The 20407-nt window shown below is 62.1% G+C and carries 18 protein-coding genes and 1 pseudogene; 3 read left to right on the top strand and 16 right to left on the bottom strand.

Going from position 1 to position 20407, the window contains the following annotated elements; genetic code table 11:
* Nucleotides 1–3: 3 nt before the first annotated feature.
* The 8 genes from nuoK to EJ071_RS35105 form a co-directional block, all read right to left on the bottom strand.
* The gene (gene nuoK / locus EJ071_RS35140) at nt 4–306 is read right to left on the bottom strand and encodes an NADH-quinone oxidoreductase subunit NuoK (protein WP_126102850.1); all 303 of its coding nucleotides are present in this window, start codon (nt 304–306) and stop codon (nt 4–6) included.
* A complete protein-coding gene (locus EJ071_RS35135; protein ID WP_126101946.1) occupies nt 306–806 on the bottom strand; it encodes an NADH-quinone oxidoreductase subunit J in 501 nt (166 codons plus the stop codon). Before EJ071_RS35135 ends, nuoK begins: the two co-directional genes overlap by 1 nt.
* A 1191-nt stretch (nt 807–1997) precedes the next feature.
* Nucleotides 1998–3017 carry a ScyD/ScyE family protein gene (locus EJ071_RS35130; RefSeq protein ID WP_126101945.1) on the bottom strand — a complete coding sequence of 340 codons (1020 nt, stop codon included), beginning with the start codon at nt 3015–3017 and terminating at the stop codon, nt 1998–2000.
* The gene (locus EJ071_RS35125) at nt 2996–3769 is read right to left on the bottom strand and encodes an SUMF1/EgtB/PvdO family nonheme iron enzyme (protein ID WP_245460090.1); all 774 of its coding nucleotides are present in this window, start codon (nt 3767–3769) and stop codon (nt 2996–2998) included. The genes EJ071_RS35130 and EJ071_RS35125 overlap by 22 nt, the downstream gene beginning before the upstream one ends.
* Nucleotides 3735–4799 carry an ABC transporter ATP-binding protein gene (locus tag EJ071_RS35120; RefSeq protein WP_126101943.1) on the bottom strand — a complete coding sequence of 355 codons (1065 nt, stop codon included), beginning with the start codon at nt 4797–4799 and terminating at the stop codon, nt 3735–3737. Before EJ071_RS35120 ends, EJ071_RS35125 begins: the two co-directional genes overlap by 35 nt.
* A gap of 3 nt (nt 4800–4802) precedes the next feature.
* Nucleotides 4803–5651, bottom strand: coding sequence for a carbohydrate ABC transporter permease (locus tag EJ071_RS35115; protein WP_126101942.1), 849 nt, complete (start codon nt 5649–5651; stop codon nt 4803–4805).
* Nucleotides 5652–5658: 7 nt separating this feature from the next.
* Entirely contained in the window at nt 5659–6564 is a 906-nt protein-coding gene (locus EJ071_RS35110) for a sugar ABC transporter permease (protein WP_126101941.1), read from the bottom strand.
* 151 nt (nt 6565–6715) lie between these two features.
* Entirely contained in the window at nt 6716–7972 is a 1257-nt protein-coding gene (locus tag EJ071_RS35105; RefSeq protein WP_126101940.1) for an ABC transporter substrate-binding protein, read from the bottom strand.
* 754 nt (nt 7973–8726) lie between these two features.
* Here EJ071_RS35105 and EJ071_RS35100 point away from each other — a divergent pair.
* On the top strand, nt 8727–9197 hold the full coding sequence (locus EJ071_RS35100) for a phasin (protein WP_126101939.1): 471 nt from the start codon (nt 8727–8729) through the stop codon (nt 9195–9197).
* A 142-nt stretch (nt 9198–9339) separates the two neighbouring features.
* On the opposite strand, the gene EJ071_RS35095 is transcribed toward EJ071_RS35100, so the two are convergent.
* The 4 genes from EJ071_RS35095 to EJ071_RS35080 all read right to left on the bottom strand — a co-directional run bounded on the left by EJ071_RS35095 (nt 9340) and on the right by EJ071_RS35080 (nt 14469).
* A complete protein-coding gene (locus tag EJ071_RS35095) occupies nt 9340–9762 on the bottom strand; it encodes a CBS domain-containing protein (protein ID WP_126102849.1) in 423 nt (140 codons plus the stop codon).
* A gap of 441 nt (nt 9763–10203) precedes the next feature.
* Nucleotides 10204–10458: a hypothetical protein gene (locus EJ071_RS35090; RefSeq protein ID WP_126101938.1), complete on the bottom strand. Its 255-nt coding sequence runs from the start codon at nt 10456–10458 to the stop codon at nt 10204–10206.
* 256 nt (nt 10459–10714) lie between these two features.
* Nucleotides 10715–12607 (bottom strand): ABC transporter ATP-binding protein, encoded by a 1893-nt coding sequence (locus EJ071_RS35085; RefSeq protein ID WP_126101937.1) that lies wholly within the window; start codon nt 12605–12607, stop codon nt 10715–10717.
* On the bottom strand, nt 12607–14469 hold the full coding sequence (locus tag EJ071_RS35080; protein ID WP_126101936.1) for an ABC transporter ATP-binding protein: 1863 nt from the start codon (nt 14467–14469) through the stop codon (nt 12607–12609). Before EJ071_RS35080 ends, EJ071_RS35085 begins: the two co-directional genes overlap by 1 nt.
* A 552-nt stretch (nt 14470–15021) precedes the next feature.
* On the opposite strand from EJ071_RS35080, the gene EJ071_RS35075 reads away from it, so the two are divergent.
* On the top strand, nt 15022–15276 hold the full coding sequence (locus tag EJ071_RS35075) for a DUF768 domain-containing protein (RefSeq protein ID WP_126101935.1): 255 nt from the start codon (nt 15022–15024) through the stop codon (nt 15274–15276).
* A gap of 159 nt (nt 15277–15435) precedes the next feature.
* Here EJ071_RS35075 and EJ071_RS35070 read toward each other — a convergent pair whose 3' ends face one another.
* From EJ071_RS35070 to EJ071_RS35060, 3 genes are all read right to left on the bottom strand, one after another.
* The gene (locus tag EJ071_RS35070; protein ID WP_126101934.1) at nt 15436–16554 is read right to left on the bottom strand and encodes a P1 family peptidase; all 1119 of its coding nucleotides are present in this window, start codon (nt 16552–16554) and stop codon (nt 15436–15438) included.
* Between the two features lie 2 nt (nt 16555–16556).
* On the bottom strand, nt 16557–18122 hold the full coding sequence (gene xseA, locus EJ071_RS35065) for an exodeoxyribonuclease VII large subunit (RefSeq protein ID WP_126101933.1): 1566 nt from the start codon (nt 18120–18122) through the stop codon (nt 16557–16559).
* A 101-nt stretch (nt 18123–18223) separates the two neighbouring features.
* Nucleotides 18224–19180, bottom strand: a complete 957-nt coding sequence (locus EJ071_RS35060) for a LysR substrate-binding domain-containing protein (protein ID WP_126101932.1) — start codon at nt 19178–19180, stop codon at nt 18224–18226.
* A 179-nt stretch (nt 19181–19359) separates the two neighbouring features.
* On the opposite strand from EJ071_RS35060, the gene EJ071_RS35055 reads away from it, so the two are divergent.
* Nucleotides 19360–19650, top strand: a complete 291-nt coding sequence (locus EJ071_RS35055; RefSeq protein WP_126101931.1) for a DUF1127 domain-containing protein — start codon at nt 19360–19362, stop codon at nt 19648–19650.
* Nucleotides 19651–19811: 161 nt separating this feature from the next.
* Here the strand turns inward: EJ071_RS35055 and EJ071_RS39850 are convergent.
* A pseudogene (locus EJ071_RS39850) lies at nt 19812–20282 on the bottom strand (hypothetical protein); the annotation flags it as partial.
* Nucleotides 20283–20407: the final 125 nt, after the last annotated feature.

Genomic DNA, 20407 nt, shown 5'->3' with positions numbered 1-20407 from the left:
CGGCTATCCTTTCAAAATGGTCACTTCGTCGACCTTGAGAGTGGACTTGTTCCTCGCGAGGGCGACCAAGATGCCGAGGGCAACGGCGACTTCCGCCGCTGTGATTGCGATGACGAAGATTGCGAAAATCTGCCCGCGGAAGTCGTCGTAGTAATGCCCGAAAGCGATGAAATTGATATTGACCGAGTTGAGCAGCAGTTCCAGCGACATCAGCACGACCAGGATATTGCGTCTGAGCAGCACGCCTGCTGCTCCGATCACGAACAGGACAACTCCGAGCACGATGTACCACCAGAGCGGCACCATCACCGCGGCTCCTTCCGCGCCAGCACGATGGCGCCTACCAGGGCCGCCAGCAGGATGACGGAGGCGACTTCAAACGGCAGGAGATAGTCGGCGAAAAGCGTCGTGCTGAGCTGCCTGACCTCACCGCCGGTGCGCATTGCGACGGGCTCGGCGACCGAAAAGCGGTCGCTCCTGAGCACCAAAACAAGCATCTCGACCCCAAGCAGGACGAGCAGCACCAGAACAGGCAGGTTGCTGCCGGGCAAGAACCGCTGCAACACCGCTTCGCGTACATCAATCATCATGATCACGAACAGGAACAGGACCATGATCGCGCCGACATAGACGAAGATCTGGATGACCGCGAGCAACGGCGCCTCCAGCAAGACGAAGATCGCCGATATCTGCAGGAAACACGCCATCAGCGCTAATGCGCTGTGAACTGGATTCCGCGCCAGGACCAAGGTCAGAGCCGCGACTACGGACGCCGCAGCGAACAGAAGAAAGAACCCCTGATCCATCGACGCCGCTCCTCCGACACGAACTGTCGCTCGGCGCGACAGGGCCGGACTTGAGATAGCTGTCCACTTCCGCTCACAAATTGTGCCCTAGTATCGGATTTTTCTCAAGATTATCGAGGCTTGGCGCTGCGCTAAACTGACTACTCATATTGGAGAGCGCGGCGCACTTCTCGGAAAGCCTTGCTGATCCGTAACAGGTCAGGCTCGGTTGAAACGGGGCTTTGAGGCGGCACGGAAGGGCGGCAGACGACGACGCCGGTATGGATATCGGAGACGAAGTCTGCCGATGCACGTCGAGTGCGGCCTGAAGCGCGTCGCGCTGAAGCGGATTCAGGCGACGCGCTCTAAGTATTTGTCTTGATGCATGTCGCCCAAAACCGCTGCGCACTTTTGGGCGACATGCATTAGTTTAGGCCGCGGTGCGACCAGATCCGCTTGCCGTCCTGGCCGAGCGTCCCTTTAAAATTTAGCCTGCAAGGGCCTGCAGAGCCGGCGGGGAGCGGCCGAACGGCTGGAGCTTGAGCCTCAGGCCGCGAAACGATACGGAATGATACGGGAAGAGTTTTGATTTTGGCCCACGAAAAGTCGAAAAAACAAAGGTATGAATACATCCTCCGGGCCTATCGTTGTCGTTATTTATCAATGATTTAGCGCCAGTTTCTTTCTTCGGTTTGCCAAGTCCAAGGTGGCGAACCTTCGCATATCGCTTTGATTTAGTTGACTTACGGTGGGCCGCCGAGGCTACCGCCAATACAGCGCCGTTGTCGAAATCGTTTGTTGAAACGGACTTTTTTTGGGCCGGCTGCCGCCGACATCGCGGCCCTCGATCGTCCGCTCGGCTTTTGGAGATCTATGTCGTGCGTGCCTGCGCACGAACGGCTTCCGGAAAGTCCGGCAACGCAGATGGACGCTCTCGGTTCTGTTTGCAATCGATTGGGATTCCACCACCAATACCCTAAAAGCACCAAGCCCACCTTCTGTCCGATTGATGGATGACGTTGGTCGAGAGCGGTGGTAATATTTTAGATACGCATGGTCCGCTGAGCCTAGCAGCGCCCATGGAGTGCCGGTTGGGAGACTCCTCCTTCCTACGAGTTGCTGGTGCACCGACGCATTGGATCTATAGATCTCGGCAACTCGCCGGCGCTGGCGTACATTCCCGTAGCGTCAGCGACGCATCGATCGGAGATTTTAGGGGTGCAACTGGGCAGGTCCTGCCTGTCTGAGAAAGACGAGCTTCCCGTCCAGTTGCGAGATGACGATACCATCGTTGTCGAGAGGGAGCACGTCGACCGGGCGGGTCAGACCGTCGAGAAGCACTTGCCTTTTTCCTGATGCCAGGTTCACACTGAGAAGCCTTCCGCTTTCGGAAGCCCATCCACGGGATTGATCGAAAGTGCCGTGCTCTAGGATCAGCATCTCTCCCGTCTTTTCGAAAACGACATCGACCGGAGCATTTAGGCTGACGGCGTCGATGCGGGCGACGCTTGTTTGGCCGGCCTGCGGCAGCGAGATAATTTGGCCACTGCCGGCAACGAAGGGAAACCCGCCAAACAGGGAGACGTAAAGCCGGCCGCCATGCACGGCGAGGCCGGTTGGAACCGCGTCGAACTCGTATTTTTGCTTGTCGCCGAACTCGGTCGGCGACAAGGCCGTAAGGGACTGGCCGCTGGTGCTCAGCCGAGCGAAGGCGAAGAGTTGTGTCCGGTCGCTGCCGTTGAGCAAAAGGCGTTCGACGGAGTTTCGCGCGGCGTCTATGACGTAGAGCGAGTCACCGGACACGGCGAAGTCGTACGGGTTCCAGAAGTCGTTGCTGACGACCTTCGTGACGGCGCCCTCGTCGACCTCGAGCATCGCGTGGTCGTCGGGGCCTTCGTCATGGTTCGCCGGCGTCCAGCCCTGGGCGACGAGATAGCCGCTGCCACGGCGCTCGACCCGATACGGCCCGGTCGGGTCGCCCATGACGTCGGTGCCATGCGGCAAGACGGGCCCGAAAGCGATGAAACGGTCGTTCTGAGTGTACCTGTAGAGGCGGCCGTCGGCGAGGTCCGTGACCAGAAGGGCATCGCCGTCGCGTGCAAGACCGGCGAAGATCGCCCCCGGCATTTGCACGGTTTCGACTTTGTATCCTGGCGCCGCCTTCGGCTCCGCCACCCCGTCTGTTGTGACAATCACGAGCGAAAGGGCGATCAATCCGATGAGCGCGCGCATCGGAAGCCTCCATTGGCAGCGAAGCGAAAATCCGGGTCGTAGGCAAGCCGGTAGGTCGTGCTCAGGCGGGTGGGGTCGCTATTCCACGCGCCACCGCGAAGCACCCGATACTTTCTGGCAATTTCGGGCGATGCTTCGCCGTCGTAGGGCGCATAAAAGTCGCGGGTCCATTCCCACACATTGCCGACCAGGTTGAGCAGGCCCTCCCTGCTTGCCCCTAGCGGAAACGATCGGGCCGGCGCCGTAGTGTCATCACCATCGCAACAAGCGTCGCGTCCATATTTGGCCCGTGCCGCGTCTACGGGCGCATCGCCCCAGGGAAAGCGCGCTCCCCGCGGCCCGCGTGCCGCGCGCTCATATTCCTGCTCGGATGGCAGCGTCAGGCCGTAGTGGGCGCAGAACGCCTCGGCATCGGCAAAGCTGACGCCGACGACCGGGTGATCGGGCAGGCCCAGGACTGGATGCCGGTCGTAGAAGGCGGCCCGATGGCCCGTCGCCGCGACGAAGCGGCGGTATTGCGCGTTGGTGATCTCGGTCTGGTTCATGGCGAAGGCCCGGCCTTTGACGATGTGCTGCGGCTGCTCATTTTCATTGCCCATGTCGTTGCCGAAGACGAACGAACCTCCGGGTATTTCGACAAGCGGGTTGTCCGCGATAACATCATCGTCGGCCGCGGCGGCTCCGGCCCATATGAGTGCCGCGACGGCCAGGAGCTTTCTAGAAATCGACACGTCCCTGACTCTGGCGATCAAACAGGAACACCTGTTCGGGCGCAAAGCCGACATTCACGATCTGATCGAAGTCGCCCACGAAGTTCTTGTCGGCGCGAATGGTGAGCAAGGTCGCTCCGGCGCGCACGGTGACCAGCGTGTTTTCGCCGGTCAGTTCGACCGAATATATCGGGGCGGCGACATTGGCGTTTGCGCTTGCGGCGGGAAGGACGTGGATGTCCTCCGGGCGAGCGCCGAGCACAGCCCTTGCAACGCTCGCGCTCCCAAAGCCGTCGACCCTGATGCCGCCGGGGCTTGTGAAGACACCATCTTTCACCTCACCCTCGATAAGGTTCATCGGCGGCGAACCAATAAAGCCAGCGACGAAGAGGGTTCGCGGGTCGTTGTAGATCTCCCTCGGCGTGCCGAGCTGCTCGATCACGCCCTTGTTCATCACCGCCACCCTGTCAGCGAGTGTCATCGCCTCGATCTGGTCATGAGTGACGTAGATCGTCGTCACCTGAAGCTCGTGCTGGAGGTGCTTGAGTTCGGCCCGCATCTGGACCCGCAACTTGGCGTCGAGATTGGACAGCGGTTCGTCCATCAAGAAGACCTTTGGTGTGCGGATGATGGCGCGGGCCAGTGCGACGCGCTGGCGCTGCCCGCCAGAGAGCTGCTTCGGCAGCCGGTCGAGGAGGCCGTCGAGCTCGACCCGGCGTGCCACCTCAATGACCATCCGGCGCCGCTTGTCCTCCGGCACCTTCCGGATCTTCAAGGGGTAGCCGATGTTATCCGCGACACTGAGGTGGGGGTAGAGCGCATAGGACTGGAAGACCATCGCAACATCGCGATATTTCGGCAGTACGTCGTTGACCCGGTCGCTGCCGATGAAGATGGCTCCGGCAGTAACCTCCTCGAGGCCAGCGACCATGCGCATGGTCGTGGTCTTGCCGCAGCCCGAAGGTCCAAGCAGGACGAGAAATTCCTTGTCGCGCACCTCAAGATTGAGGTCGCTGACCGCAGTGAATGCGCCGAACTTCTTGATCACGCCATTGAAGACGACCGAGGCCATGGCTCACCCCTTGACCGCGCCGAACGAGATGCCGCGAACCAGGTGTTTCTGGACGACGAAGGCGAAGATCATGATCGGGATGCAGGCGGTGAAGCCGGCGGCGCTGATCTCGCCCCAATAGGTGTTGTACTGGGTGACGCGCCCGGCAATGCCGATCGGTAACGTCTGCGATCGTTCGGTCAGGGTCAGGATAAGGGCGAGCAGGAACTCGTTCCATGAAATGATCAGGCAAAAGATGGCGGTGGCCGCAAGCCCAGGGCGGGCGAGGGGCAAGGCGACATGCAGGAACGCGCCCCATCGCGTATCGCCGTCGACCATCGCCGCCTCCTCGAGCTCGACCGGCAGGTCCTGGAAATAGCTCTTCATCATCCAAGTCGCGAAAGGCAGGTTAAACGCCGTGTCGGCGATGATCACCGCAGGCTTGGTATTCAGCATGCTGAGATGGTTGAAGGCGATGTAGAGCGGGATAATCGTCACGATCGGCGGCATCATGCGCGTCGACAGGATCCAGAAGGATATCTGGTAGCGCCATCTGCCCGGGTACTGGAAACGGGCGAGCGCATAACCAGCCAGTGAGCCAAAGACGACCGAGACGAGCGTCGTCGAGACCGCGATGATCAGGCTGTTCAATGCGTAGATCAGGAAAGGCCGCTCAACGAAAGCGGCGTGGTAGTGCTTCAATGTCGGATTAGCGGGGACCCATTGCGGCGGTATCGAGAAGATATCGATGTCGTATTTGAACGAATTGGCTGCGATCCAGTAGACCGGGAAGAGGGTGATCACGAGCGCTACGGCGATCGTCGCATAGGCGGCGATGCGCTGGATTCCGATGCTCTTTCGCCGGTGCGCCATGGACCCTCTAGTCGGCAAGCCGCATCCGCTTGATGAACCAGGTGCTGAACGCGACAGTCGTGAACAGCACGAACAGCGATATGGCGGCCGCATAGCTGGGGTCGGCGAAGCGGTACGCCACCTGGTAAATGTAGAGACTGAGCGTCTTGGTCCGGTCGGCGGGGCCGCCGCCGGTCAAGATGAAGACGAGATCGAAGAGCCGCAGCGCGTCCATGATGCGCAAGAGAAGCGCGATGGCGATGACCGGCTTCAGGAACGGCAGTGTCAGATCCCAGAACTGCCGCCAGGCGGAGGCGCCGTCAATCGCTGCTGCCTCGTAGGGCTCGTCCGGCAGGCTGGCTAACCCGGCAAGCATCAGCAGGAACATGAACGGCGTCCATTGCCAGACGTCGGCGACGATCACTGAGAACATGGCGAGCCTGACGTCGCCGGCCCAGGCCTGGAGAGGCAGGCCGAGCCGGAACATGATCTCATTGAGCACGCCAAATTGCGGCTCATAGATGAGCTTCCATGTGATCGCGACCGCAATCGGCGGCAGCATCATCGGCAACATCAGAATCGTTTTCAGGAAATTCAGGCGCCGGATATATCGGTCGAGCAGCAAGGCGAGGCCGAGGCCGAGAAGGAACTCGGTGCCGACAGCGAAGACGGTAAACACCAGCGTGTTCCACAAGCCGACGTGAAACTGCTCGTCGGTGAGAAGCCGCAGAAAATTGTCAGCACCGGCAAATTGCCAGGGCAGGTCGGGATTCGGGCTGATCCGTGTTGCTGCCGCAACGATCATATAGATCGACGGGAATATCGTGAGCGTCAGGAGCACGAGCATGGCTGGCGCAAGCATCAGTACCCGGAGGTGGAGCTCAAACCACCGCTCGAACGAATTTCCGAACTTCGCACCGACAGAGACGGTCATCGGAAGTTCTATCCGTCATATCGGTCAATCATAGCATGGCGAACCCGAGAGCCAAAGCCGGCGCGGATGCGCTTGTGCTTACCCTGAGGCTGACCCGGCAAAAATGGAGCGACATCACCGATGTCGCTCCATTCAAATCACAATGCGGCAGCTACTTGATGCCGGTTATCTCTTCGACCGCCGCCTGGGACTTCTTCAGCGCCTCCTCCGGCGTTTCCGTGCCAGCTACGGCTTTGGAAAGTTCGATTCCGAATGCGTTCTCGATCTCGGGCCATTTCGGATGGCGCGGACGCGGCGTCGAGGCTTCGATCGCTTGCATGAGCACTGGATAATGCCGAAATTTTTCCTGTTTGGTCAGGCTGGCATCGGTGAAGATCGACTTGCGCACCGGCGGGTTGCCGCGCTCGGCCGAGATTTTCATCTGTTCCGGCGAGGTCGCCCACAGCATGAAGTCGAAGGCCTCCTGCTTGTTCTTAGCCGCAGCCATGATGCCCATCGTCCAGTGGCCGATTTCCGAGCTGCCCGCTTTGGTGCCCGCCGGGATAGGCGAGTAGGAGATCTTGCCGACCATCTTCGACTGGCTGGGGTCTTCGAAAGTCGCGACCCAGTTCGGCCAGTTGATCGACGAGGCTGCAGTGCCCGCGGCCAGGGCCTGGCCGACCTCGTTGGCGTTGTAGCTCTCGACACCCTTCGGCGAGACGTCGCGCAGCGCCATGAAGGTCTTCATCGCGGCGGCACCTTCGGGCGTGTCGATCGTCACTTTTGTCCGGTCACCGTTGAACATGTCGGCGCCGTACGACCAGAAGATCGGCATGAAGTCGGCGACGACGGGGTTGCCTTGGCCACCCCGGAAGACGTAACCGAAATAGCGACCGCCGCCTTTTTCGGAGAGTGCCTTGGCTGCCTTGAGCACGTCGTTCCAGGTCTTTGGTGTCGCGACGCCGGCTTCCTTGAACTTGGCGGCGTCATAGAAGAACATCTGCGCGTTTCCGACATAGGGCAGGCATACATAGGGGCCCTTGTTATAGGGATTGCGGCAGACTGCCAGAGACTTTGACAGGAAATCGTTGTCCGGACCTTCGAGCCCGGCCTTCTTGAAATATGGGGTCAGGTCCTCCAAGTGTCCGTTCTCAGCGAAGAATGGAATCCACGGATCATCCATCAATACGATGTCGAAGGCGCCCGATTTGGTCTGGCCGGCATTGGCCCCCTGTTCAAAAACGTTGCTATAGGGCGCCTGAACGATCTCGACTTTGGTGCCCTTCAGCTTTGCATAGTCGGCGGCAGCGGCTCTCAGGCCGTCGCCCTCGCTTCCCGAGGGAACGAGCACAGTTATGTCGGCCAACGCGTGTGTCGCTATCAGCGACGACAGCGCGAGGACTGCGGAGAAAAGAAATTTTCTGACCATCGTATTCCTCCCTTTTCCGCTCCAGCCTGTCGGCGGGCCGATGCCAGAACCGCTCGCACGCGTTTGACCGCTCACGAAGCGCGGCAGCGCTCCGTCGCAGTCGGCAACGTTTGAAGGGGGATGCGAACGGCGCAGGGGGCCACTTGGACCGCCAAAGCATCAATACTGCAGGGCAACTGGTGGGTCGTCACAACCCACATCTCCCGCAGGTGCACCGAGGTGCGCTACCTCCCATTTTAACAGCTTGGCTGCTTCAATTGAAGGGGATGCGGGCTCTACGGTGTTGCGTCCCGGTCGGTCGGCGCGAGAGTGTCGATCCCCGGGGCGGCGGCACTAGCCAGGAGAGCACCGTTGTTCGCGACGAACCGCTCCTGTCCGCGCCGAAGACGTTATCGTTCGAGCTGGTGCGCCTCTCCCCGCTGGAGCGCGTCGTGTTCGTGTTTTGCAACGCGTTCGATCTCACCTTCGACGAGATAGCCTCAGTGGCCGACCTGGAGGGACCGCAGCCTGACTTTTAAAAAAGACAGTTTTCGATTTCTGGAATTGGTTAAAGGATCGGGGAAAAAATCTGAATGAGAGGCATGCGAGTGCGCTGGGTTCCGTTTCCGCCAGCGATTTGTAGGCGCCGCCCTGCCTTCAGCGCTTGGTTACGGAGGGCAAGAAATTCATGGTGCAGCGCACAAAAATATTGCTATTGGGTTGTGTCGGTTTCATAAAATGAACGAGGCGCTTTTTTGGGGGTGTCCACTGAAGGATGGAAACTATGTCCACCGCTGAAAAAACCCCTGACACCACTGAAGGCACCGCCTTGCCGACCTTCGATCCGTCCAAGGCTGCGGCCGAGTTCCGCGCTGCCGCTGAAAAGGGCGTCGAACAGTCAAAAGAAGTTCTTGCCAAATTCAAGGCGGGCTCTGAAGAAGCCCAGAAGGCTCTCGAGTCGAGTTTCGAAACCGCCAAAGCCGTTGGCAGCGATCTGTCGTTGAAGACAATTGCCGTTCTGCGCGCCAATACTGAAGCCGCCTTCTCGCACTTTGAAGCCCTGGTTGCCGTTAAGTCGCCTTCCGAATTCGTTGAACTGCAGACCGCCTTCGTCCGCAAGCAGGTTGAAACGGCCGTCGAGCAGGCCAAGGAACTCCAGGCCGTCGCGACCAAAGCCGTGGTGGACGTATCCAAGCCGATCAAGTCTGCCTTCGAGAAGGCGGTCAAGGAACTCAAAGTCGCCTAGCTTTACGTCCGGGCGAGAGGCGGTCCAGCTTGGCCACGAGTACCGGACATTTCTGCCGGCGCGCCGTGGCCGGTTGAGGTCTTCAATCGAGAGCATGGGCGCAGCCCGACGGATATCGACTATCCGCCGGGCGAGCCGCCCTTCAGTGGTGATGGGCGGAGACGCTCTTGACGTATTGGGATACAAGTTCCCTCGGCGCCGACTGACCGACGTCGCCGACGCTGAGGATGCCGACCATACGCATGCTCTTGTTGATCACCGGCAACCTGCGGATTTTCAGTTCCTCCATGTGCCGCATGGCCTTGGCCAGATCGTCGTCTTCGCGGCAGCAGTGAATGCCGGTCGTCATGACATCGCGCGCTGTCGCGGTGCGGCTGTCGAAACCATCCTCCGCCAGTCCTTTGCAGACAATGTCGCGGTCGGTCACCATTCCGATCAGCCGGTCGTTCTCTCCGATGGGAATCGAACCGATATCCTCGGCTCGCATCAATTTCGCCAGTTCGGTGACAGCGGTTTCGGGGCTGACCCAGTCGACACCCTTGTGCATTGCGTCTTTGACTTTCATGGCGGACCTCCCTTTCTGAGGTTGGTGCATGTCCCTCTGGCTCATGTTACCGCGGACTGGATTTTCTGGAAACATGATGAGGTGCGCCGACACTGAACCGCTGAAGCATCGACGAGTACACTGAGTGCGTACCGATCGCCTTTCTCTTCAGACGGTCCAGCCGCTATTTCCTTCGGCACCCCCCGACGCCATGCCTCGGGTTAGAAAAGTCCTCACATTAGACACCTGCGAGTGACCGGCCCGAGCGGTACGGACGCGGCGTTGGTTCAGCGCCATGGTGATGCTTCGAAGGCTTGTGATACGGATCGCCGGATCGATCGGGAAGACCAGCCAAATGGCTTCGGCGAAGCGGCAGGTTCACGGATGGAGACGGCGCGTCCACGTGCGGCCTCGTTGTCTACGCACTGCCTGGCGCTCAGGGTGTTAGAGGATGGCACACAGTCAAGTCATTCTCCGAACGACCCAGAGTGACCGGCCCGCATGAGCGATCCCGGACAACAGTCGAAGGCGAGGATCATCTTTGAGCCGCTCAGCCTCGACCACATCAAGAAACAGGACCCGCTGATCGGTCTCGTTGGCGTTCAGCGTAATCCACCAGCGCTGATCCTCGCAGCAAAGCCCGGCCTCCGGATGTTCCTGGAGGTATTCAATCGCATATTCGGCGTCCACTTTTCTCGGTGCCGCATCCACGGACATTTGCTCTTTCCTCCGCCGTCGGCGATCACTTAGGGACTATACCTGATGATAGAGTCTGTTGCAGTGAGAAATCAAAACCTAAAGCGCATGGAGCGAATCTGAAAGATCGCGACGCGCTTTAAATCTTTGTTTCGATGCATGTCGTTTTCCCCAAAACCGCTGCACACTTTTGGGCGACATGACCGTGCGAAGGATCGACCTGGCGATCAGGCTCTTGATAGCGAGCCGCCAAACCATCCATAGGCGTCCTTGACGCTCACGTCGCTTTGCCGGCCACCGCGTCCATTCCCATCTCCTCCTCCGAAATGTCGTCGAACGAGGCGTAGTTCATGTTGTAGAGGCGGGCGTAGAGGCCCTTTCGTTCCATCAATTGATCGTGGTTGCCGCTTTCGACGATCTCGCCGTTCTGCAGCACGATGATGCGGTCGGCGCCACGGATGGTGGCCAGCCGGTGGGCGATGACGAGCCCGGTCCGGCCTTCCAGCAGCTTTACCAGCGCCTTTTGGATCAGCATCTCGGTGTAGGAATCGATGCTGGCAGTGGCCTCATCGAGCACAAGGATCTTGGCGTCGGCCACCAGAGCCCGCGCGAAGCTGATCAACTGCCGCTGGCCGAGCGAGAGATTGCCGCCGCGCTGCTCGAGCTCGGTGTCGTAGCCGTCGGGCAGATGCTCGATGAAGTCGTGCGCGCCCACGGCCTTTGCCGCGCGGACCACCTCCTCTCGGGTAGCATTGGTCTTGTGGTAGCGGATGTTTTCCAGCACCGTTCCGGAAAACAGAAACGGCTCCTGCAGGACCATCGCCATCTGTTCGCCGAGCGAATCCTGCGTCAGGTCGCGCACGTCGTGCCCGCCGACCAGCACCTGACCCGACCACACATCGTAGAAGCGGTGCGCCAGCGCCATGGAGCTCGACTTGCCCGAGCCGGTCGGACCGACAAGTGCGACGGTCTCGCCCGGATTGACGCGGAAGCTGACGTTCTTCAGCACCGGCTGGTTCCGCCGGTAGCCGAAGGTGACGTTCCTGAACTCGACCGAGCCGTCCATGTCGCGCGACAGCGCCACCGCGCCTTGCCTGTCGCTGACGTCCACCGGCACGTCGAGCACTTCGGAGATGCGCTGTCCCGAGGCCATGGCGCGCTGCATGACGCTGTACTGCATGGTCAGCGAGCGGATGGGGTCGAAGAAGCGCTGGATGTAGAACAGGAACGCCACCATGACGCCGATGTCGAGGCCGTGCGACAGCACCATCGAACCGCCGACGACGATGACCGTCGCCATGGCCATGCCGGTCAGCGTATCGACGATCGGCACCATCACCTGCGCATATCTGGCCGACCTCAGATGGGCATTGAGATTGGCCAGCACCTTCTCGTCATAGAGGTCGAAATTGACGTGCTGGCGCTCGAGGCTTTGCACGGTGCGCACGCCGTGAATGCCTTCGGCCAGCGCGCCGTTGGCGATCGAGTTGGTTTCGTGCGCGGCCATGAAGGCGACCTTGGCGCGCGGCAGCCAGAACAGACGCACGATGAACAGCATCGGCATGGTCGAAAGCGTCAGCAGCCCGAGCCGGAAATCGAGCCACAAGAGCACGCTGACGATGCCGAACAAGAGCACGATGTCGCCCACAGACATGACGGACGTTTCGAGGAACTCCTGCATCGAATTGACGTCGCCCTGCAGGCGCGACATCAGCCGGCCGACCTCGGTCTTGTCCATGAAGCTCAGCGAGACCCGCTGCAGATGGCCGAACATGGCGCGGCGCAGGTCGGAGAGCACATTCTCGGCCACCTTGCCGACGACGCTTTCCTGCACATAGCTCGCCGCATAATTCATAAGGATGACCGCCGAGAAAGCGGCGGTCGCCCAGGCCATGACCGAACGGTCGAGCCTGCCCGGCGCCATGCCGTGGTCGATGGCGTAGCGGATGACCAGAGGGATCGCCAATTGCGTCAGCGTGAACACCAGCACCGCGGCGACCGAGATGAAAATCCGGGTCTGATACGGCCTCACGAAGCTCCAGATGCGCCGCACGATGCGCGGATCGTAGGCCTTGCCGAAAACCTCCTCCTCGTCGCGGTGCGAGCCGACGACCGCCTTCGCCGGACGCCCGCTGGTGTCTTCCTTCTCGTCGTCGCGCGGGTCCGACATCACGCGGCTCCCAGTGCTGCGGGCCGGTCGTCGTCGGGTCGCAGCTGCAGGTCGTAGAGCGCGCGATAGCGTCCGCCTAAGGCCAGCAATTCCTCATGCGTGCCGCGTTCGACGATCCTGCCGCCCTCGACGAACAGGATCTCGTCGGCATGCATCAGCGAGCCCAGCCGGTGCGAGATGATCAGCGTCACGCGGTCCTTGGCGAAGCGCTTCATCGCCGCCCGGATGCGCTGTTCGGTGCCGGCATCGATGGCCGCGGTGGAATCGTCGAACACCAGCACCGAAGGCCGCAGCATCAGGCTGCGGGCGATGGTCAGACGCTGCCGCTGGCCGCCGGAAAGCGAGGCGCCGCGTTCGCCGACGATCGTGGTGTAGCCGGCCGGCAGCCCGATGATGTAGTTGTGCAACTGGGCATACTCGGCGGCTTGGCCGATACGGGTTTCGCGTGCCCAGGGATTGCCGTAGGCGATGTTGTTCTCGATCGAGGTCGTGAACAGGAAGGCGTCCTGCTGCACGACGCCCACCGCCTTGCGCAGCGACCGCAGCGTGACCGCGCGGATGTCCTGGCCGTCGATGGTGATAGCGCCCGAGGTCACGTCGTAGAAGCGTGGGATCAAATGCGCGATGGTCGACTTGCCGCTGCCGGGCGGGCCGACGATGCCGATGGTCTGGCCGGGCCTCGCCTCCAAGGAAATGCCGGACAATGTCGGCCGCCCAGTTGAACCTGCATAACAGAAGCCGACATCGTCGAAGCGCAGCACGCCTTCGGTGACGACCAGGTCGCTGGCGCCCGGCACGTCCTTGATGTCGAGCTCGGTGTCGAGCAGCTCGAACAGCCGCGTGCCGCAGGTCGAGGCGCGTGCGAACGAGTTGACCATCAGGCCAAGCTGGCGCACCGGCATCTGCAGGATGGTCATGAAGGTGAGGAACTGAGCCAGCGTGCCGACGCTGATTTGACCCGACATCACCTTCTGGCCGCCGAACCAGAGCACAAGGCCCATGGCCGCCAGGAACGAGAAGTTCATGGCGCTGGTGTTGCTGACGCGGATATCGACGCGCTGGCTGGCGAGGTCCAGCGCGTCCTGCTTGGCGCGGTCGAATTTCTTAAGCTCATGGCGCTGCGCAGCAAAGGCGCGCACGACACGGATGCCGCCGAGATTCTCGTCCATCACCCGGCTCAGCACCGACAGGCGCTCCTGCAGCGTCAGCCAGGTGCTGCGCAGCCGCAACTGGGTGACGGAGGATCGCCAGGCGACGAACGGCACAAAGCTCAGGCTGAGCAGCCCGAGCACGAGATCGGTGCTGATCAGCAGATAGGCGCCGACGCCGATCAGCACGCCGAGCAGGAACACGCGCAGGACGCCGGTGGAAAAGAACATGCGCACGCCGTCGAGATCGAGCAGCCCGAGCGTAATCAGATCGCCGGTATGGACCCGGTCGTGGAAGGCAAAGCTCAGCCGCTGGATCTTCTCATAGAACGCCAGGCGCAGCTCATAGCCGGTCCGATGGCCGACGGCCTCGCCATAGTAGTTCTGCGCCATGGTGAAGAGGCCGCGCAGCACGCTGACGACCAGCAGTGTGAGCGCCGTGTTCCAAAGCGCCTGTTGCGCGGCGGTGCCGGCGCCCACGGCCATCACGCCTTGCGCCTGATCGATGGCGCGCCCCAGCAGGCGTGGAATGAGAAGCTGCAGCGTCGCGGCAATGAAGGTCGAGACGATGGTGATCGCGACTTGCCAGGGATGGCGCAGCGTCATGCGCATGATGCGCAGCAGGGTGCTGAGCCCCTTGCCCCAGGAGGCTTCCGCCACATGGGCAAAGGACTTGCCGCGCTCCGGCGCGCTGCTTTTTGCATCCGTATGCAAAGGAAAATATCCAAACCGATCCGGACATTAGCCCGGACGAATGAAACAGACTCAGTCTGAGCGATGTGATGTTACGCGTGCCCGACTTGAGCGTTCAAGGGCCAATGAAGGCATCGCACTGTGCCTGTTGAAGGCGACTATAGGCTTCCGATCCGATGGTTGCCTGCCTCACCTGACGCGACGGAAAGAAGCAGGACGGCGTCCGGAGTCGACATTGCGTGAGGATATCACTATATAGCGGCGGCTTTCGGCTTCTCGCCCTGGGTGCGCCTGCGAGATCGCCGTAAATGCGTTGCGTGTTGTGACGGAAATCGGTTCGAAAAACCGGGAAAAAGCAAACAGAAACAATAGTGCGGATCTTTGACGGTCCTGGCCAAGCATCATCACCCTCACCAATCAGAACGTGTTCCCTGAACCCTCCAATTCCTCCCGCTGCGTGGACCTCGGGCAAGAAGTCTTGCCGGTCGAGGCCGACTCGGGTTCCAATGGGGCGTGCATCCGTTGGGGGCGTTCATGACTACCAACCGGCATTGCCGCTAGGGAAGAAGCAGTATGAGTGAACATGCGATCGAATTCTTGCGCGGATGGATTGGCGAGAAAGTCCAGTGCCCGCATTCGCCGGCCAGGATCGAGAAGCAGGCCGAAACCCTCGCTGAGGAGTGCTGCGCCAAGGCAGCCGAGGAAGGCATCCTTCTGGAAGACATCCAGGAAGAGGTCGGTGACATCAAGGAACTGATCGCATCGCGTCTCGAGGAAGTCGCCGAGGAGAACGAGCACGAAACGCAGCCGGACAAGCCGTCCGAGTAAGATACCCGCCCGCCGGAAAACCCGGCATTCTCCTGCAAACGAGCCGAGCGTCTAGCTTAAAGCATGTCTCCCGAAAGTGGGAACCGGTTTCGGGACAAAGACATGCGTAAAATCAGAAACTAAAGCGCAAGGAGCGAATCTGAAAGATCGCGACGCGCTTTAGCCGGACTTGTTCTTCAGCCATCCCGTTGGCAGCGCCGGCACGAAATTGCCGTCGCGCCCCGTCATGTCCTCATTGGCGGTGAGCGCGTTGAGGATCGCTTCCTCCACCCCTTGCACCACCGCGTCGAAGAACGGATCGATATCGACGTCCGGGATGAAATCCGCGCGGGCTATGCGGCCTGAAGCCGCCAGCGCTGCCTCGGGATTGGCGGTCGAGAAGGCGAGAAAAATGTCGCCCGAGCTGTGATAGCCATAGCCGCCGGTCATGGCGATGCCGAGCGGCACGCGCCTCGCCAGCCGTTTCATCTGGTGCGGCAGGAACGGCGCGTCGGTGGCGACGATGGCTATGATCGAACCCTTTTCGGCGCGGGGCGTGCGTTCGCGGATCGCCGGCTCGGTGAGTTCCGGTCCGACGCGCCGGCCGCGAATGGTGAAATTATGCCGCCTGCCGAAATTGGCCTGCACGAAAACGCCGAGCGTGTAGCCTCTGTCTTGCCACTCGACGATCCGCGAGGCGGTGCCTGACCCTGCCTTGAAGCCGAACGAGATCATGCCGGTGCCGCCGCCGACGCTGCCTTCCTCGATGGCGCCGCTAGTTGCGCCGTCGAGCGCTGAGGCGACATGATCGAAGCCGACATGGTGGCCGTTGATGTCGTTGAGGAAGCCGTCATAGGTCTCCGCCGACACCGGCAGGCCCCAGGCGCTGTCGAGCGCTGCCGGCAGCACCCGGCTCATCCAGTGCAGCGTGCCGTCGCGCGTGACACCGCAGGAATGGGTGTTGGTGATGGTGATCGGCAGGTTGAAGGCGCCGGTCTCCTCGATGATATGCGTGCCGGTGAGTTCGCCATTGCCGTTCTGGCTGAACACGCCGGCGAACACCCGCGTGGCGAGCTCGCCAGGCGGCCTCGGCAGGATCGCGGTCACGCCGGTGCGCACCGGTCCCTTGCCGACCTGGAGCGGCCCGTCGCCGGCAATCAGCGTCGTGTAGCCGACCGCGACCCCCGGCACGTCGGTGATGGCGTTGAAGCGGCCGGGCGTGCCGTCCAGCGCTATCTCGAACGAGCGCAGGCGCGGCTTGCCGGAAGGCGTGCGAAGATGCGGGTGGTGGCTGCTCATGCTCAGAACAACGAGCCTTGATTGCCCGGCTCCTTGGGCTTGGTCGAGGGCTTGGCGGCCAGCTTCGGCCGCGCCCCGCCGCTGGTGGCGATGGCCTCTGCATTGCCGTCGGCGAATTCCAGTTGCAGCACCGCCCCCGGCGCCAATTCGGCGACCCGCTTGATGACGGCGCCATCGGCATCCTTGACCAGCGCGAAGCCGCGCGCCAACACGGCCTTGTGCGACAGCGTGGCGAGCAGCCGGTCGGCTTGGGTCAGCGCCGCACGCAGCCGGTCCAGCCGCCGCTCCATCGCCTGCTCCTGACGGCGGGTCAGCCCGGCCAGCGTGTCGGCCAGCAGCTTCTGCCGCCTGACGATCGGCGCCGGCGACAGCCTTGCCGCGTTGCGCTGGAAGCGCGCCCGGCCTTGGCGCACGATGGCGAAGAAGGCGGCGCGTGCGCGGGCGATGTCGCGGCCGGTCAGCGTGCGCGTCTCGTTGAGCCGGCGCGACAAGGTCGCCGGCGTCAGCCGCTGCCGATCCAGCCGTGCGCGCTTGCGCTCGATGCTCACCGTCAGCCCACGGCCCAGCCGGCTGGTCGCCTCGTCGAAACGGCGGCGCGGCAGCGCGAGCAATTGGTCGGGCGAGGGGAGCGCGCGCGCCGCGGCGCGCACGGCCTGGCGCTTACGTTCGAGATTGCGCGAGGCGCAGGCGTTGAGCCGCGCGCCGAGGCTTGCAAGCGTGGCCTCGAGATCGGCCTTGACGGGCACAGCGATTTCGGCGGCGCCCGTGGGCGTCGGCGCGCGCATGTCGGCGACGAAGTCGATGAGCGTCCAGTCGGTCTCGTGGCCGACGGCCGAAATTATCGGGATGTGCGAGTCAGCGACGGCGCGCGCCAGCCCTTCGTCGTTGAATCCCCAAAGGTCCTCCAGGCTGCCGCCGCCGCGTGCCACGATCAGGAGATCGGGTTGCCGCGCGGCGCCGTCCCAGGTGAGCGCGTTGAAGCCGTTGACGGCGGCTGTCACCTCCTTGGCGGTTGTCTCGCCCTGGACCCTCACCGGCCAGACCAGCACGTGAAGCGGAAACCGATCCTTGATGCGGTGGATGATGTCGCGGATCACCGAGCCCGTCGGCGAGGTGACGACACCGATGACGCGCGGCATGAACGGCAGCCGCCGCTTGCGCCCGGTATCGAACAGGCCCTCGGCCTGCAGCCGCCGCTTGCGCTCTTCCAGCAGCGCCATCAGTGCGCCGGCACCCGCCGGCTCGAGATTGTCGATGACGATCTGGTAGTTGGATTTGCCGGGATAGGTGGTCAGCCTGCCGCTGGCGATCACCTCCATCCCTTCCTCGGGGCGGAATTTCAGCCTGGACATCGTGGTCTTCCACACCACGGCGTCTATCCGCGCGCGGTCGTCCTTCAGCGCGAAATAGGCGTGACCGGAAGAATGCGGACCGCGATAGCCGGAAATCTCGCCGCGCACCCGCACATTGCCGAAGGCGTCCTCGACCGTGCGCTTCAGCGCGCCGGAAATCTCGCTCACCGTATATTCGGTGGCGTTGCTGCGTGATTCGGTTGCTGCTTCGCTCATAACGTGATTGGGGAACGCTTATCGGGCCGCGTCAAGGTAGGGAACAATCCTTCCTGGCGCTGCCCGGGCCTGTCTTCGTCCGACGTCTCGGGGCGGACGGCCTACCAGCCAGGCAGGATCTGGTTTGCCTTGGTCCGTTTCATCTTGGCGAAGGCGAGTGCCGCGAAGTCGAAGCTTCCCGTTTCCTCGCCGACCGGCACCGAGATGTTGTCGAGGCTTTCCGCGATATGGCGGGCGAGCGCATCGACGATCTCCGGCTGCGAAGTCTGGCCGCGCATGATGCCGATGCGGCAGTCCGGCAGCGCGTCGAATCCGTCGGCCTCGCCCAGCACGCGCATGCCGGGCCTGAGCGCGCATTCCGGCAGCACCGAGATGGCGAGGCCGGAAAGCACGGCGGCGGTGATAACGGTCGCCGAGAAGCTGGAGAAGAGCACGCGGTACTCGCGGCTCTGCCGGTCGAGCACGTCGACCGCGGCGCGCCGCCAGACGCAGTTCGGCCGGCCGAACGCCATCGGCAGGATCTCCTGCTCATGCGTGGCATGGTTGGCCGAGGTGACCCACAAAAGCGGCTCGCGCCGCACCACTTCCGACTGGCCGCGCGTGTCGTTGTGCGTCACCAGCGCGAGATCGAGATTGCCGCGCTTGATGTGCTCGACCAGTCCCGGCGTCGGCTCGCAGATGACGGTGAGCTCGACGCGCGGGTTGGAGCGCGAGAAGCGCGCCATGATCTCGGGCAGGAAGCGGTCGGCGTAGTCGTCCGGCGTGCCGATGCGGATCGTGCCTTCGAGCCGCTGGTCGTCGAAGGCGGCTAAAGTCTCTCGGTTGAGGTAGATCAGCCGCCTCGCATAGGAAAGCAGCCTGTCGCCTTCCTCGGTCAGCTTGTTGGTGCGGCCGTCCTTTTCGAACAGCGGCTTGCCGATCCGCTCCTCCAGCCGGCGCATCTGCATCGACACCGCCGACTGCGTTCGGTGCACCTCTTCGGCAGCGCGGGTGAAGCTGCCGGTGTCGGCGATCGAGATGAAGGTCTGCAACTGATCGAGATCGAGCGGCGCTTTCATCGGTTCAATCCATCATTGATGTTGATGCTAAAGATTAGAAACATTCGTTGGATTAATCAATCGATCGATGGCAAATTGGCAACATCCACATGAAGGCATGTGTATCGAGACCGGAACGGCGCTCCTCCCAAGGCGCCGATTGATTGGTTTCGTCCGCTCTGTCCCCGAAGGAGACTGCCATGACCACGTTCGAATTCGCCACCCAGACCCCGCGCATCACCACGCGTCCGGCTGTTGCGACGCGTGTGCTCAATGCGGTCGCCGATACCTATCGCGCCTGGAAAAATCGCCGCGCCTTCTATCGCCTCGGCGAGATGTCGGATGCCGAGCTTGCCGATATCGGGCTCACCCGCGCCGACCTCCACGTCGCCGTCGCGGTGCCCTTCGGCCGCGACCCGACGGCGAAGCTGCGCGCCATCGCCAGCGACCGCGCCGACACGGTCGAGGATATCGCGCGCAAGGTGGCCTGATCGGCTGCGCTGACTGCATTTTCGGTCGCCTTTGAACCCTTTGAAGGCTCGGCGCGACCAAGCTTCATGCAGGCTCCCACACTCCCAGCCGGTTCCCCGCCGGCCTGCCTGCACATTGCCCGGTTCCCCTCCAGGACCGGGCATTTTTCTTTTGGGCGTCCCTACCGCCGATCCATGCCGCGCTTGAACTGGTCGAAGATGCTCTCCATCCCCTCTGATACTCGTCGCGCTGCTGCGCGCCGGTCTCGAACATCCTGCCGAAAATGTCGTCGAACGGGTTTCGCGGCCGGCCGCTCGGATGGTCTGCGGCTGCGGCGGCTGACTCTGTTGGGTTGGCGCTGCTGCGGCTGTTGCGCGCCGGCTGCCCGCCCGGCAAGCCCAGTCCGCCGCCTTGGCGCAGCATCTCCTCAAAATCTTGCCGAGCGGACTGTCGCCATAAGGGTTTTGCGTCTGCGTCGGCTGCGTTTGCTGCTGCCGGCCCTGCGGCTGCTGCGCGCCGCCGCCGAACATGTCCTGCAGCACTTGCCGAGCGGGTTGTCGCCGTAAGGGTTCGGCGCCTGCTGCGGCTGGCTTTGCGGTTGCTGCGCGCCACCGCCGAACATGTCCTGCAGGACCTTGCCGAGCGGGTTGTCGCCTGCCGGTGTCGGCGATCGAGATGAAGGTCTGCAACTGATCGAGATCGAGCGGCGCTTTCATCGGTTCAATCCATCATTGATGTTGATGCTAAAGATTAGAAACATTCGTTGGATTAATCAAT

This window comes from Mesorhizobium sp. M1B.F.Ca.ET.045.04.1.1 (genome assembly GCF_003952465.1).
Lineage (GTDB): Bacteria > Pseudomonadota > Alphaproteobacteria > Rhizobiales > Rhizobiaceae > Mesorhizobium > Mesorhizobium shonense.
Note: the sequence above shows the minus strand (reverse complement) of the source record. Positions and strands in the feature narration are given on the sequence as shown.

Excerpts from the sequence above, each read along its gene's own strand:
- EJ071_RS35135 (WP_126101946.1), bottom strand. The coding sequence starts at position 806 with ATGGATCAGGGGTTCTTTCTTCTGTTCGCTGCGGCGTCCGTAGTCGCG.
- EJ071_RS35085 (WP_126101937.1), bottom strand. The coding sequence starts at position 12,607 with ATGTCGGACCCGCGCGACGACGAGAAGGAAGACACCAGCGGGCGTCCG.
- xseA (WP_126101933.1), bottom strand. The coding sequence starts at position 18,122 with ATGAGCGAAGCAGCAACCGAATCACGCAGCAACGCCACCGAATATACG.
- nuoK (WP_126102850.1), bottom strand. The coding sequence starts at position 306 with ATGGTGCCGCTCTGGTGGTACATCGTGCTCGGAGTTGTCCTGTTCGTG.
- EJ071_RS35110 (WP_126101941.1), bottom strand. The coding sequence starts at position 6,564 with ATGACCGTCTCTGTCGGTGCGAAGTTCGGAAATTCGTTCGAGCGGTGG.
- EJ071_RS35090 (WP_126101938.1), bottom strand. The coding sequence starts at position 10,458 with ATGTCCGTGGATGCGGCACCGAGAAAAGTGGACGCCGAATATGCGATT.
- EJ071_RS35095 (WP_126102849.1), bottom strand. The coding sequence starts at position 9,762 with ATGAAAGTCAAAGACGCAATGCACAAGGGTGTCGACTGGGTCAGCCCC.
- EJ071_RS35070 (WP_126101934.1), bottom strand. The coding sequence starts at position 16,554 with ATGAGCAGCCACCACCCGCATCTTCGCACGCCTTCCGGCAAGCCGCGC.
- EJ071_RS35100 (WP_126101939.1), top strand. The coding sequence starts at position 8,727 with ATGGAAACTATGTCCACCGCTGAAAAAACCCCTGACACCACTGAAGGC.
- EJ071_RS35115 (WP_126101942.1), bottom strand. The coding sequence starts at position 5,651 with ATGGCGCACCGGCGAAAGAGCATCGGAATCCAGCGCATCGCCGCCTAT.
- EJ071_RS35055 (WP_126101931.1), top strand. The coding sequence starts at position 19,360 with ATGACCACGTTCGAATTCGCCACCCAGACCCCGCGCATCACCACGCGT.
- EJ071_RS35060 (WP_126101932.1), bottom strand. The coding sequence starts at position 19,180 with ATGAAAGCGCCGCTCGATCTCGATCAGTTGCAGACCTTCATCTCGATC.
- EJ071_RS35120 (WP_126101943.1), bottom strand. The coding sequence starts at position 4,799 with ATGGCCTCGGTCGTCTTCAATGGCGTGATCAAGAAGTTCGGCGCATTC.
- EJ071_RS35130 (WP_126101945.1), bottom strand. The coding sequence starts at position 3,017 with ATGCGCGCGCTCATCGGATTGATCGCCCTTTCGCTCGTGATTGTCACA.
- EJ071_RS35075 (WP_126101935.1), top strand. The coding sequence starts at position 15,022 with ATGAGTGAACATGCGATCGAATTCTTGCGCGGATGGATTGGCGAGAAA.
- EJ071_RS35105 (WP_126101940.1), bottom strand. The coding sequence starts at position 7,972 with ATGGTCAGAAAATTTCTTTTCTCCGCAGTCCTCGCGCTGTCGTCGCTG.